The organism is Nocardiopsis codii (genome assembly GCF_036327455.1).
Taxonomy (GTDB): domain Bacteria; phylum Actinomycetota; class Actinomycetes; order Streptosporangiales; family Streptosporangiaceae; genus Nocardiopsis; species Nocardiopsis codii.
Genome location: NZ_JAUZMY010000014.1, coordinates 69,930 through 82,577 on the forward strand (window position 1 = coordinate 69,930; position 12,648 = coordinate 82,577).

The following is a 12,648-nucleotide window of genomic DNA, read 5'->3' on the forward strand; positions in this document are numbered from 1 at the left end:
ACCCCTGTCTCGGGGTATCGCACAGTCCGTCATGCTTTGACCACGATACGGATCCGGGGTCCGCGTCAGGTGGCCCGGGGGTCCTCCTCGGCGCCGCGGTCCTCCTGCCCGTCCTCCCGGCCGTTCTCCCCCTGGGCCTCGCGGGCGCGGCGGCGCTGTGCCTCGGCCCGTTCGCGGCAGCGGCGGAGGAACTCCTCGTCCTCCTCCGGGGACGCGGCGCGCGCCCGGTGGGGGTGGTCGTACTCGGGGAAGGGCGGGGGCGGGCCGGAGGGCGCGTCCGACGGGTCACGGCGGGGCCGGCCGAGGACGAACCACAGTATTGCCCCGATCTTGGGCAACAGCAGAACGACGACGGTCCAGGCGGCCTTGGGCAGGAGCCGCACCCGGGCGGCGTCGGAGCCGACAACGTCGAAGAGGGCGTAGATCCAGACGCCGAGGGACACGACGAAGAGCAGGAGGGCGAGATAGGACAACGGGGGTTTCCAATCGGGGGATCGCACGAACGACGGGCGGCATTGTCAGCCCTTGTAATGACTTATCACGGATCGCCGTACCCGCCCGATCGCTTGACCAGCGCCCTCGACACGGGAGAGAGTCTGGTAACGAGGCCGGGGCGTCGACCCGAGGGTATGTGACGGCTGCCCCGCCAGGGGACGGGAGGGGACATGGTTATGAACAGTGCGCTGCCGTCTGCGATGTGGCTCCCCTTCGGTGCGCGGATCCTGCGCGCCCGCTCCGACAGGGGACTCTCACGCGCGCAGCTCGCCGCCACGGTGGGAGTGACCGACGACAAGCTCCGCGACGTGGAGGACGCCCACTGCCGTCCGGCCCGTTCCCTGGTGGAGAGGGTGGACAACGTCCTCGGAACCGAGCACCAGCTGGTCGAGGCGTGGGCGATCACCCTGCAGGCGGAGGCCTTCCCCAACGAGTTCGGGGACCAGCGCGAGCTGGGCGTGCACGCCACCGACCTGTGGGAGCACCAGCCCATGGCGGTTCCGGTGTTCCTGCGCACGCGCGAGTACTCCCGCGCCGTCCTCGGTCCCAGCCATCCGGACCTGACCCCTGACGAGGTCGAGCTGATGGTCGAGGAGGAGATGGCCAACCGGGCCGCGATGACCGGTCCGGACGGCCCGGTGCTGCGGGTCGTCCTCAACGAGTCGGCCCTGCGGCGCCCCCAGGGCGGGGCGGCGGTCCTCAACGCCCAGCGAGACCTGCTCGCCGACCTGATCGAGGTGGGCATCGTCACCATGGGCGTCATCCCGGAGCAGACCCCGCACCACCCCGGTCTGGGCGGCGCGTTCCGGATGATGGAGTTCACCGACAGGCCGACCATGGTCTACGCGTTCGCCGCCGAGGCCGGCGACCTGACGGGGGAGTCCGAGCAGGTGGGGCGCTGCGCGATGGTGCGCGAGGCCATCGAGGGGGCCGCCGTCGAGCTCACCCCCCGGTCGGAGCTGCTGACGGCGCGCTGGCCCGAGGGCTGACCGGGGCCGCTCCCGCCCTTGGGCGGACGCCCCGTCATGGGCTAGGTTGCCCGCCATGGATATCGCGATCACATCCGGATACGTCGTCCCCGTCGACGGCGACCCCATCGACGGCGGCACCGTCCTCATCTCCGACGGCAGGATCACCGCGGTCGGCGCGGACGCCGACACACCGGTCCCGGAGGGCGCCACCGTCGTCGACGCCTCCGGCAAGTGGGTGCTCCCCGGGTTCGTCGAGGCCCACGGACACATCGGCATCGACGAGGAGGGTGTCGGCTGGGCCGGGGACGACACCAACGAGATGACCGACCCCAACGGCGCCCGCATGCGCGCGCTGGACGCCATCAACCCCGCCGACCAGGGGTTCGTCGACGCCCTGTCCGGCGGCGTCACCAGCTCCGTCGTCAAACCGGGCTCCGGCAACCCCATCGGCGGCCAGACCGTCGCCGTCAAGTGCTGGGGCCGCAGCATGGAGGACCGCCTGATCAGGCACCCGGCCAGCGTCAAGAGCGCCCTGGGCGAGAACCCGAAGCGGGTGTACGGCAAGAAGGACCAGATCCCCTCCACCCGCCAGGGCGTGGCCGCGGTCATCCGGGACGCGTTCACCAAGGCACAGGACTACAAGGCCAAGCGCGACCACGCCGCGCAGGAGGGCACCCCGTTCGACCGGGACAACACCCTGGAGGTGCTGACCAGGGTCCTGGACGGCGAGATCCCGTGGTGTCAGCACACGCACCGCGCCGACGACATCCACACGGCGATGCGCCTCTCCGACGAGTTCGGCTACCGCCTGATCATCAACCACTGCACGGAGGGCCACCTGCTGGCCGACGAGATCGCCGCGCGCGGCATCCCCGTCATCACCGGGCCCCTGATGACCAGCCGCTCCAAGGTCGAGGTCAAGAACAAGACGCTGGCCAACCCCGGCATCCTGGACCGGGCGGGCGTGAAGGTCGCCCTGACCACCGACCACCCCGTCGTCCCCATCGAGTTCCTCGTCCACCAGGCCACCCTCTGCGTGAAGGAGGGCATGGCCCCCGAGTCGGCGATCCGCGCGCTCACGGTCAACCCGGCCGAGATCATGGGCATCTCCGACCGGGTGGGTTCGCTCAAGCCGGGGCTGGACGGCGACGTGGTCGTCTGGTCCGGCGACCCCCTGGACGTGATGAGCCGTGCCCTGCGGGTCTTCGTGGAGGGTCGCGAGGTCTACACGTACGACGAGGAGAAGCGCTCGGGTACGGCCCTGGACGCCTTCTACCGCGAGTCCTAGGGCGTGTTCCGCGGGCGGCCCCGCGCCGCCCGGCCGGGGACGCCGTCCGGAGGGTGCCACCCGACTCCCGGCGGGCTCGCGTCCGCCGACCCGCGAGCCCGCCGGCACACGCTCCCTAAGGCGTCTGAGGACCCCGTGGCGTGGCCGCGCCGACGCGTAAGGCGCGGCCGCGCGGCGTTTCTACGGTGACCTGCCGATGGCGGGTGCGGCCGACTTAGGGCGAGCCTGGAGGCAGTCGGGACGCCGGTCCCGGCGCACCAGCCCCAGGGAGGCGCCATGACCCACCACGACGCAGCAGCCGAGGCCGCCGCGGTCTACCGGGCCGAGACGGAACGCGCGGCGGCGGAGGAGCGGCTGGCCCGCCGGGCGCGCCGCGAGGGGCGGCGGGGGAGCGGGACGCGCGCACGGGACGGCCGCACCGAACGCCCCGACCGCGAGTCGCCGGACAGGCGGGCCGGCGAGGGGGGCTGGACGCACGTCCTGGCGGTCTGAGGCGCCCCGACCGCGGCCGCCCACCGGGTGGGCGGCGCGTCGTGCGCGGCGTGACGCGCCGTCTTCGCAGGGGCGGCCCCTCCTGGTGACGTCCCCCGCGGCGTCAGGCCGATCCGACCGACCTGAAAGGCGCCCCGGCGAGGACGTCCGCGTCCACGGCGGTCCCCACCACGGTGACCTTCTCCATCCCGGCCCGCTCGACGACCTCCCGCGGGGCTCCGGGATCGAACGGCGTCACCACGATCGGCACGCCGGCCGCGATCGGGGCGAGCAGGAGCTCCGCGCCCGCGCCGAGCCGGGACATCGGCGCGTCCGGTTCCAGGAACAGCCCCAGGCGGTCGTCGCCGGTCAGCCCCCAGGCCGCCGCCCGCTCCCGGCCCCCGGCGGCCAGGGCCGCACCCGTTGCGACGCCGCCGCTCCGGAGCGCGGGCTCCTCCGGGTCCACGGGGAAGGCGGAGAAGTGGTCGCCGTACCCCCGCACCTCGACGGAGTAGTCGAGCACCATCGGCGGGACCTCTGCCAACGGCAGGCCCAGCGGGTGCAGCGAGGTGCCCACGACCTCGTCGGCGCCGCTGTCCAGAGCGCGCTCCAGGAGGCCGGCGCCGGTGACCACGACCTGTGCGTCCGCGGGGATGTCCGCGCTGTCCGGGACGAACTCGGCGACCGCGCCCACCGACCAGCAGGAGACCAGCCACGCCAGTGACTGCCAGTGCACCGGAAGGGCGATCACCACCCGGTCGCCCGGCTGTACACCGAGCCCGTCCACCAGCATGTTCGAGGTCTTGGACACCCAGTTGTCGAAGGTGGCACGGGACAGCTCGACACGGCCGCCGGAGGCGTCGTAGTGGGTCACGAACGGGCGGGACGGGTCGGCGGAGACGAGTGCGCGCCACAGCTGCGCGGGAGTTTCGGACATGACCGCCACTCTAGGGCGTCCGCGACCCGTCGACCCGTGCCGCCGTCCCCGTCCCGCGGACGGTCCGCACGCCCGGCCTCCTCCTCCCGTGGACTCGCGGGGCGCCCCCGGCACCCGCCCGACCCCGCGGTCCGTTTCCGCCACCCGACCACGGCTCCCGGCCCCGCGCCGGGCCGGGCGGGACCCCGGAGCAGGAGGGGCCGACGAGAATCGCCGCACGGTGTGCGTAGCCCGGCCGGAACTGCCAGAGTTGGCCCATGCGCTTGCTCCCCGGACGGTTCCTCGCCCGTGTCACCGCGCTCCCCGCGATCGCCGTGTCGGCCTGGCTCCTGGTGGCCTTCCCACTCCTCGCCCTCGGCTCCTTCACCCCCGTGGCGGCCGCCGTCCTGGGGACGCCCGCCGTGATCGCGGCCTGCGTGCTCGTACCGCGCCTCATCCCGGACCCGCCCGAGGACGAGGACGTCCCCTGGTGGCCCGTCGTGCTCGTCGCGGTGATCGCGGCCGGGTTCGCGATCGTGCAGATCGCCTACCACGCCGAGGCCCTGGTCATCCGCCGCGACCCGGCCTCGTACGCCATGTTCACCGTGTGGATCGCGGAGAACGGCCACCTGCCCATCCCGCAGCAGCGCGAGCTCATCGCGGGGGACGATCCGTCTCTCAGCTACCAGAGCCTCGCCCACTACGACCGGGACGGGTCGATCTGGCCCCAGTTCATGGCCGGCGCCCCGCTGGTCACCTCCATCGGCTACTGGCTGGGCGGGCTCGACGGCATGCTCGTGACCACGCCGGTCCTCGGCGCGCTCGGCGTGCTGACCTTCGCCGGGCTCACCGCGCGCCTGGTCGGTGCACGCTGGGCCCCCCTGGGCGCCCTGGTCCTGGCCGTCTGCCTGCCCCAGCAGTGGGTCAGCCGCTTCACCTACAGCGAACCCCTCACCCAGATCCTCCTGGTCGGCGGGCTGGTCCTGGCCTACGACGCGCTCGTACGCCGCACCGCCCTCACCGACCGGTGGACGCCCGCCCACACCCTCGCCGCTGTGGCGGGGCTGGTGTTCGGCCTGGCGCTGGTGGTGCGGATCGACGCGATCCGCGACCTGCTCCCCGTGATCGGGTTCGTCGGCCTGCTGCTGCTCGCCCGGCGGGGCCAGGCCCTTCCCCTGCTCGGCGGACTCGCGCTCGGCACCGGGTTGGGCCTGTACGCCGGCTACGGCCTGTCCCGGCCCTACCTGGAGTACCTGTCGGACTCCCTCAACCCCCTCCTGCTGATCAGCGCCGCCGTCATCGCGGCCACGGCCGCGGCCACCGCCGCCCTGTGGCGGTTCGGGGTCCCGCACGTGGAGCGCGTCCGCTGGCTCCCCCACGCGGTGGCCGCGCTCGCCCTCCTCACCATGGTCGGGTTGGCGATCCGGCCCCTGTTCTGGCCCGACTACGGGCACGGCAGCGACTTCACCGACGCCTGGGTGGCCTCCGTGCAGGAACGGGAGGGGCTGTGGCCCATCGAGGGCAGCCGCACCTACTACGACATGAGCCTGTACTGGGTGGGCTGGTACGTGGGTCTGGGCACCGTCCTCTTCGCCTCCCTCGGCGTGGCACTGGTCCTGCGCCGCCTCGTCCTGCGCCGCGACCCCCAGTGGCTGCTGCCCGCCATGCTGCTGGTGTGGACGGTCACCACCACTCTGCTGCGGCCCGCCATCACCCCCGACCACCCGTGGGCGAGCAGGCGCCTGATCGTGCTGGTCATCCCGGCGTTCATCCTGTTCGCCGTCTGGTTCCTGGCATGGCTCACCCGGTACTGCGCGGTCTCCGCCGACACCGGCCGGGGCAGGGCGGCGTCCCGGGTCCTCCCGGTGGTGGTCGCCGCCAGTGCCTCCGTGGCGATGATCGCCCCGTCAGCGGCCACGTCGGCGGGGATCATGGGGTACAGGCAGGACGTGGGGACCGTCGCGGCCACCCACGAGCTGTGCGCGTCCCTGCCGGAGGACGCGTCGGTGGTCGTGGTCGACCCCGGCATGGCCGGGAACTACATGCCCCTCCTGCGCAACGTCTGCGGCGTGCCCACGGCGGCGATGAACGAGCCCACGCCGGAGAACGCCGCCAGGGTCGTGGCCGCGATCCACGACCGCGGGCGCGACGCGGTCCTCGCCTCCTCCGACTGGCAGGTGCTGGAGGACCTGACCGGCAGCACGGAGGAGATCGAACGGCCCTTCCACGTCCTGGCGCAGATGGATCCGAGTACTCTCATGGAACCCCCGACCGGTCACTGGACCTTCAACGAGAGCGTGTGGACGACCGTGATCCCCGCACGGGGGTGACGCCCGCGCCAGCCCCCCCGCCCGCCCGCACCCCGCTGAGAAGAACCCATGAGCGACACACGCGACGACATCCCGCAGCAGCCGTCCGACGGCCCGCCCGTGCGCGTCACCATCGTGCTGCCCTGCTACAACGAGGAAGACCACGTCGTCGACGAGGTCAAACGGATCTGCGCGGCCATGGACGGCTCCGGCTACGGCTACGAGCTGCTCGCGGTGGACGACGCCTCCACAGACGACACCCTGGAGCGCCTGCGCGACGTGCAGACCCTCTACCCGCACATGCGCGTCATCGCCTTCGGCCACAACGGGGGCTCCGGCACCGTGCGCCGGATCGGCAGCCAGCGGGCGCGCGGCGAGTTCGTCGTGTGGACCGACGCCGACATGAGCTACCCCAACGAGCGCATCCCCGAACTCGTCGCCATGCTCGACGCCGACCCCGAGCTGGACCAGGTCGTGGGCGCCCGCACCCAGGAGATGGGTTCGCACAAGGCGCTGCGGGTCCCCGCCAAGTGGGTGATCCGCAAGATCGCCGAGCGGCTCACCAACACGCGCATCCCCGACCTCAACTCCGGTCTGCGCGTGTTCCGGCGCGACGTCGCCCGCCCCTACCTGCGGCTGCTGCCCCCCGGGTTCTCCTGCGTCACCACCATCACGCTGGCGTTCCTGTCCAACCAGCACCCGGTGAGGTACGTGCCCATCGAGTACGCGAAGCGGGCGGGCAGGTCCAAGTTCCACTTCGTCAGCGACGCCTACCGGTACATCCTCCAGGTGCTGCGCATGGTCATGTACTTCAACCCGCTCAAGGTCCTCATGCCGCCCGCGCTGGTGCTGCTGGGCCTCGGCACGGCCAAGTTCGTGTTCGACCAGGTGCGCAACCCGCTGTACATCCCCAACAACACCGTCATGATCCTCATGACGGGGCTGATCATCGCGGCGATCGCCCTGCTGGCCGACCTGATCGTGCGCTCGCGGGAGAACCCGTGACCGGCCCCCTCCGGGTGGCCCTCGTGGGTCCCGCCCACCCGTACAAGGGCGGAGGGGCCCGGCACACCACCGAGCTCGCGCACCGGCTGCGCGCGCTCGGCCACCCGACGGCGATCGAGTCGTGGCGCGCCCAGTACCCCGCCGCCCTGTACCCGGGGCGGCAGACCATCGCCGACCCGGAGGGCGAACCGTATCCGGACACCCGCCACGACCTCGCCTGGTACCGGCCGGACGGGTGGTGGCGGACGGGGCGGCGACTCGCACGCGACGCCGACCTGGTGGTCCTCACCCTGTTCTCGCCGATCCAGGTTCCCGCCTACCTGGGCCTCCTCGCCGGGCTGCGGTCCCGGCGGGGCGGCCCCAGGGTGGTGGCCCTGTGCCACAACGTGCTGCCGCACGAGCGGCGGTCGGTCGACGTGTCCCTGGTCCGGGCGCTGCTGCGGCGGACCGACGGCGTGGTCACGCACTCGCCGGAGCAGGCCCGGCTCGCCGAGGGACTGCTGGGGGCGGGCCGGGACCTCCCGGTGGTCGCCGCGATGCCGCCCCACCTGCCCGAGACGGGGGGTGCGGCGCCCGAGGGCACCGGAGCCCCCGGCGGCGAGCGCCGGCACCTGCTCTTCCTCGGTATCGTCCGGCCCTACAAGGGCGTCGACCTGCTGTTGCGCGCCCTGGCCGGCGGTGCGCCCGAGGACGTGACGCTGACCGTCGCCGGGGAGTTCTGGGGCGGGACCGCCGAGCTGGAGGCGCAGGCCGCCGGACTCGGGATCGCCGACCGGGTCCGGTTCCTCGACGGGTACGTGCCGGCCGAGGAGCTCCCCGGCCTGTTCGGCGCCGCCGACGCCGTCGTCCTGCCGTACCGGACCGCGACGGCCACCCAGAACGTGTGGCTGGCCCACGAGCACGGCGTGCCGGTCGTCGCCACCCGGGCCGGGACGCTCGCCGACCACGTGCGCGAGGGGGTCGACGGCCTGCTGTGCGAGCCGGGCGACGCCGCCGACCTGGCCCGCGCGCTCGGGGAGTTCTACGCCCCCGGCGAGCCCGGGCGTCTGCGCGACGGGGTCCGCCCGGTGGACGCCGAACCCTACTGGCGGGCGTACACCGAGCGCCTGCTCGGGGCCTGAGGGCCACGGGGCCCGACGGGAGGGCGCGGTCGCTCCCGCGCCCGCCCCGCGGACTCGTGCAGCCGGTACCGGACCACGTCGCCCGGGGCGGACCGGTCGGCGCCGGAGGCCGCGGGCCCCACCGGAGGGCGCGGCCTCCGCGAGGTCAGCGCGCCCGCGCGGGCCCGTCCTGCGGCGCCCCGGGCCCGGGTGCCGGTGCGGGCGACAGCAGCACCGACAGCCCGGCCCAGCCCAGGTCCGCGGCGGTCATCACCAGTCGGGACAGCACGGCCACCACCAGAGCGGCCCCCGCGTCCACCACCGGGGCCAGCGCCACCACCAGGACCGCCTCGCGCACGCCCAGCCCGGCGGGGGCGAACACCACCAGCAGTCCCAGCGTCCAGGCCAGCGCGTACGCACCGACGGACGGGCCGAGCGAGCGCAGCGCGTCACCGCCCACGGCCCAGGTCAGCAGCCACACGTGCGCGCCCAGGGGCACCCACGCCACCAGGGTCCACCCCACGGCCGCTGCCATGGCCCGCCCGCGGAGGCCCAGCGGTCCGGCCTCCGCCACCTCCCGGAACCGGGCGAAGGGGAGTGCGGCCAGGCGGATGCCCCAGCCGACCACGCGCGGGTGCAGGGCGCAGAGCAGGAGCGGCGCCAGCGCCAGCGCCCACCACCAGCGGCGGGCGGCCTCCGCCGACGACAGGGGCAGGGCGACCGCGGCGACGGCCAGGCTCACCGCGACCGTCACGCCGACGGCGACCAGGGTCGCGGCGGCGCCCCGCGAGCGCGGCACGTCCCAGTCCCGGGCCAGCTCGACCTGGGCGACGAACGCCCACACCGAGCCCGGGAGGTACTTGCCGAGCTGGCCCACGAACATGACGCGGGACGCGGCCCGCCGGGGGAGGGGCGAGCCCAACCCGGCCAGCAGGGACCGCCAGGCGAGCATCTGCGCGGTCAGCCCTGCCATGCCCGCGAGGGCCGCGGCCGGGAGCACCCACAGGGGAAGCGCGGCGGCGGCGTCGCGCGCCTGCGCCCAGTTCGAGTGCAGGGCGGCGCCCGCGCACGCGCACACCACCAGGAAGAGCGCCAACCGGACCCACGGGTTGCCGCGCAGGCGACTCAGCACGGAGCTCCTCCTTCGTTCACCTGCCGACCCTACGCCGCCCGGAGCCGCCCCGGGGACGCGTGCGCCCCGCTCCCGCGCCGACCGGGGGAGGGGCGCCGGACGGGGCGTCCCCGGACCGTGCGGCTAGGGCACGGTGACGGCGGTCCCCGCCCGTCCGCGAGCGGCGATGCGTTCGCACGCGTGAAACGGGCGGGGCGTAGGGTCGCTCTATGAGTGGTGCGAACGACCCCTTCCCCGTGTCCTCCCAGGCCCCGGCACCGACCCCGGACCCCCGGCTGCCGACCCCGTCCGCGATGCGCAGGGCCCTGGCGCGCGCACGGGACGGCAAGACGCTCGACGTCGCCGAGGCCGAGGTGCTCCTGCACGCCAGGGGCGACGATCTGGAGACCCTCCTCGAACACGCGGGCAGGGTGCGCGACGCCGGGCTGGAGGCCGCCGGCCGCCCCGGCGTCATCACCTACAGCCGCAAGGTGTTCGTCCCCCTGACCCGCCTGTGCCGGGACCGGTGCCACTACTGCACGTTCGCGACCGTCCCCGGGCGCCTCGCATCGCCGTTCATGTCGCCCGACGAGGTGTTGGAGATCGCCCGCAGAGGCGCCGAGATGGGCTGCAAGGAGGTGCTCATCACCCTCGGGGACCGTCCCGAGGACCGGTGGAAGCAGGCCGCCGACTGGCTCGACGCGCACGGCTACGACGACACCCTGTCCTACGTCCGGGCCATGGCGATCATGGTCCTGGAGGAGACCGGCCTCCTCCCGCACCTCAACCCGGGCGTGATGACCTGGGCGGACTTCCAGCGGCTCAAGCCCGTCTCCCCGTCGATGGGGATGATGCTGGAGACCACCTCCACCCGCCTGTTCACCGAGAAGGGCCAGGCCCACTACGGCAGCCCCGACAAGGACCCCGCGGTGCGGCTGCGGGCGCTGGAGGACGCGGGCCGCTCCAGCGTCCCCTTCACCACCGGCATCCTCCTCGGCATCGGCGAGACGGTCGCCGACCGCGCCGAGTCCGTCTTCGCGATGCGCGGGGTCTCCCGCCGCTACGGCGGCGTCCAGGAGGTCATCGTGCAGAACTTCCGTGCCAAGCCCGGCACCGCGATGATGCACCGGCCCGACGCCGAACGCGAGGAGATGGCCGCCACGATCGCGGTCACCCGCCTGGTCATGGGCCCCAAGGCGCACATCCAGGCGCCCCCGAACCTCATCGGGGCGGAGGCGGGGGGCGTGGACGAGTACGCGCTGATGATCCGCGCGGGCATCGACGACTGGGGCGGCGTCTCGCCGCTCACCGCCGACCACGTCAACCCCGAGCGCCCGTGGCCGCAGATCGACGACCTGGCCGGGCGCACGGCGGCCCAGGGGTTCGCGCTGCGCGAGCGGCTCACCGTCTACCCGGAGTACATCCGGGCGGGAGAGCCGTGGCTGGACCCGCGCCTGTCCGGGCACGTCGCCGCGCTCGCCGACCCGGAGACCGGGCTGGCCCGCGAGGACGCCGTCATCGCGGGCCGCCCCTGGCAGGAGCGCGAGGCCGTCCTGGTCTCCTCCGGGCGCACCGACCTCCACACGGAGATCGACACGGAGGGGCGCACCGGCGACCGGCGGAGCGACTTCGACGCCGTCTACGGCGACTGGGACGAGCTGCGCTCCGGCGTGGACCGGGAGGGCGCCGTGCCCCGCCGGTTCGACCCGGACATCGCCGCCGCGCTGCGCAGCGCGGAGGCCGACCCGGCAGGCCTGGACGACGACGAGGCGCTCGCCCTGCTGCACGCGGACGGGCCCGAGCTCGAAGCGCTCGCCGACCTGGCCGACCGGGTGCGCCAGGACGTCGTCGGCGACGACGTCACGTACGTCGTGACCAGGAACATCAACTTCACCAACGTCTGCTACACCGGCTGCCGGTTCTGCGCGTTCGCCCAGCGCCGCACCGACGCCGACGCGTACACGCTCTCGCTCGACCAGGTCGCGGACCGGGCCGAGGAGGCATGGAAGGCCGGTGCGACCGAGGTGTGCATGCAGGGCGGCATCCACCCGGACCTGCCCGGCACCGCCTACTTCGACATCGCCGCGGCCGTGCGCGAACGCGTCCCGGACATGCACGTCCACGCGTTCAGCCCGATGGAGGTGGTCAACGGTGCGACGCGCACGAACCTGCCGGTGCGCGAGTGGCTGACCCGCGCCCGCGAGGCGGGGCTGGGGTCCATCCCGGGCACGGCCGCGGAGATCCTCGACGACGAGGTCCGCTGGATCCTCACCAAGGGCAAGCTGCCGACCAGCGAGTGGGTCGACGTGATCACGTCCGCCCACGACCTGGGCATCCCGACCACGTCCACCATGATGTACGGCCACGTGGACTCACCCGGGCACTGGGTGGCGCACATCAAGCTGCTGCGCTCGCTCCAGGAGCGGTCGGTGGAGCGCAACGGGCGCCGCGGGTTCACCGAGTTCGTGCCGCTGCCGTTCGTGCACACCAACTCGCCGATCTACCTGGCCGGACTGGCCCGCACGGGTCCGACCGTCAGGGAGAACCGCGCGGTGCACGCCCTGGCCCGCCTGCTGCTGCACGGGCACATCGACAACATCCAGTGCTCGTGGGTGAAGCTGGCGGAGGACACCTGCCGCCAACTCCTGTCGGGGGGCGTGAACGACGTGGGCGGCACCCTCATGGAGGAGACGATCAGCCGGATGGCCGGGTCGGGGCAGGGGTCGTTCAAGACGATCACCGACATCCGCGCCCTGGTCGAGCCGACCGGGCGGCCGGTCCGCCAGCGCACGACCCTCTACGGGGAGGTGTCGCCGGAGCGGCAGCGCGTCGCGGAGGCGAGTGACGGCGTGGCGCCCAGCGTCCTGCGCCCGTCGCTCCCCCTCGTCTGAGGGGGGCAGGGACGCACGAAGGGGCGGAACGCCGGGTGCCGGCGTTCCGCCCCTTCTCCTGGGTCGCGGACCCCGCCCGGGAGTGGGAGGG

Annotated in this window: 10 protein-coding genes; 7 read left to right on the forward strand and 3 right to left on the reverse strand. The window is 73.8% G+C overall.

Features of this window, described 5'->3' with window-relative positions; all coding sequences use genetic code 11:
* Positions 1-65 precede the first annotated feature (65 nt).
* The gene (locus Q8791_RS15650) at positions 66-473 is read right to left on the reverse strand and encodes a PLD nuclease N-terminal domain-containing protein (protein ID WP_330092441.1); all 408 of its coding nucleotides are present in this window, start codon (positions 471-473) and stop codon (positions 66-68) included.
* A gap of 198 nt (positions 474-671) precedes the next feature.
* On the opposite strand from Q8791_RS15650, the gene Q8791_RS15655 reads away from it, so the two are divergent.
* The 3 genes from Q8791_RS15655 to Q8791_RS15665 all read left to right on the forward strand — a co-directional run bounded on the left by Q8791_RS15655 (position 672) and on the right by Q8791_RS15665 (position 3,246).
* Positions 672-1,484, forward strand: coding sequence for a helix-turn-helix domain-containing protein (locus Q8791_RS15655; RefSeq protein WP_330092522.1), 813 nt, complete (start codon positions 672-674; stop codon positions 1,482-1,484).
* Between the two features lie 55 nt (positions 1,485-1,539).
* A complete protein-coding gene (locus Q8791_RS15660) occupies positions 1,540-2,754 on the forward strand; it encodes an amidohydrolase (protein ID WP_330092442.1) in 1,215 nt (404 codons plus the stop codon).
* A gap of 276 nt (positions 2,755-3,030) precedes the next feature.
* On the forward strand, positions 3,031-3,246 hold the full coding sequence (locus Q8791_RS15665) for a hypothetical protein (protein ID WP_330092443.1): 216 nt from the start codon (positions 3,031-3,033) through the stop codon (positions 3,244-3,246).
* Positions 3,247-3,349: 103 nt separating this feature from the next.
* Here Q8791_RS15665 and Q8791_RS15670 read toward each other — a convergent pair whose 3' ends face one another.
* Entirely contained in the window at positions 3,350-4,162 is an 813-nt protein-coding gene (locus tag Q8791_RS15670) for a TIGR03089 family protein (protein WP_330092444.1), read from the reverse strand.
* Between the two features lie 257 nt (positions 4,163-4,419).
* On the opposite strand from Q8791_RS15670, the gene Q8791_RS15675 reads away from it, so the two are divergent.
* Genes Q8791_RS15675 through Q8791_RS15685 form a run of 3 tightly spaced genes read left to right on the forward strand, consistent with a single transcriptional unit; the run spans position 4,420 to position 8,576 of the window.
* The gene (locus tag Q8791_RS15675) at positions 4,420-6,471 is read left to right on the forward strand and encodes a hypothetical protein (RefSeq protein ID WP_330092445.1); all 2,052 of its coding nucleotides are present in this window, start codon (positions 4,420-4,422) and stop codon (positions 6,469-6,471) included.
* 48 nt (positions 6,472-6,519) lie between these two features.
* Entirely contained in the window at positions 6,520-7,455 is a 936-nt protein-coding gene (locus tag Q8791_RS15680; protein WP_330092446.1) for a glycosyltransferase family 2 protein, read from the forward strand.
* Positions 7,452-8,576 (forward strand): glycosyltransferase family 4 protein, encoded by a 1,125-nt coding sequence (locus Q8791_RS15685; RefSeq protein ID WP_330092447.1) that lies wholly within the window; start codon positions 7,452-7,454, stop codon positions 8,574-8,576. Before Q8791_RS15680 ends, Q8791_RS15685 begins: the two co-directional genes overlap by 4 nt.
* Positions 8,577-8,721: 145 nt before the next feature.
* Here the strand turns inward: Q8791_RS15685 and Q8791_RS15690 are convergent, their stop codons facing one another.
* Positions 8,722-9,687 (reverse strand): lysylphosphatidylglycerol synthase domain-containing protein, encoded by a 966-nt coding sequence (locus Q8791_RS15690; RefSeq protein WP_330092448.1) that lies wholly within the window; start codon positions 9,685-9,687, stop codon positions 8,722-8,724.
* Positions 9,688-9,896: 209 nt separating this feature from the next.
* Between Q8791_RS15690 and Q8791_RS15695 the strand changes: the two genes are divergently transcribed.
* On the forward strand, positions 9,897-12,557 hold the full coding sequence (locus Q8791_RS15695) for a bifunctional FO biosynthesis protein CofGH (protein WP_407942005.1): 2,661 nt from the start codon (positions 9,897-9,899) through the stop codon (positions 12,555-12,557).
* The last annotated feature ends 91 nt before the right edge of the window (positions 12,558-12,648 follow it).

Excerpts from the sequence above, each read along its gene's own strand:
- Q8791_RS15655 (WP_330092522.1), top strand. The coding sequence starts at position 672 with ATGAACAGTGCGCTGCCGTCTGCGATGTGGCTCCCCTTCGGTGCGCGG.
- Q8791_RS15660 (WP_330092442.1), top strand. The coding sequence starts at position 1,540 with ATGGATATCGCGATCACATCCGGATACGTCGTCCCCGTCGACGGCGAC.
- Q8791_RS15665 (WP_330092443.1), top strand. The coding sequence starts at position 3,031 with ATGACCCACCACGACGCAGCAGCCGAGGCCGCCGCGGTCTACCGGGCC.
- Q8791_RS15670 (WP_330092444.1), bottom strand. The coding sequence starts at position 4,162 with ATGTCCGAAACTCCCGCGCAGCTGTGGCGCGCACTCGTCTCCGCCGAC.
- Q8791_RS15675 (WP_330092445.1), top strand. The coding sequence starts at position 4,420 with ATGCGCTTGCTCCCCGGACGGTTCCTCGCCCGTGTCACCGCGCTCCCC.
- Q8791_RS15680 (WP_330092446.1), top strand. The coding sequence starts at position 6,520 with ATGAGCGACACACGCGACGACATCCCGCAGCAGCCGTCCGACGGCCCG.
- Q8791_RS15695 (WP_407942005.1), top strand. The coding sequence starts at position 9,897 with ATGAGTGGTGCGAACGACCCCTTCCCCGTGTCCTCCCAGGCCCCGGCA.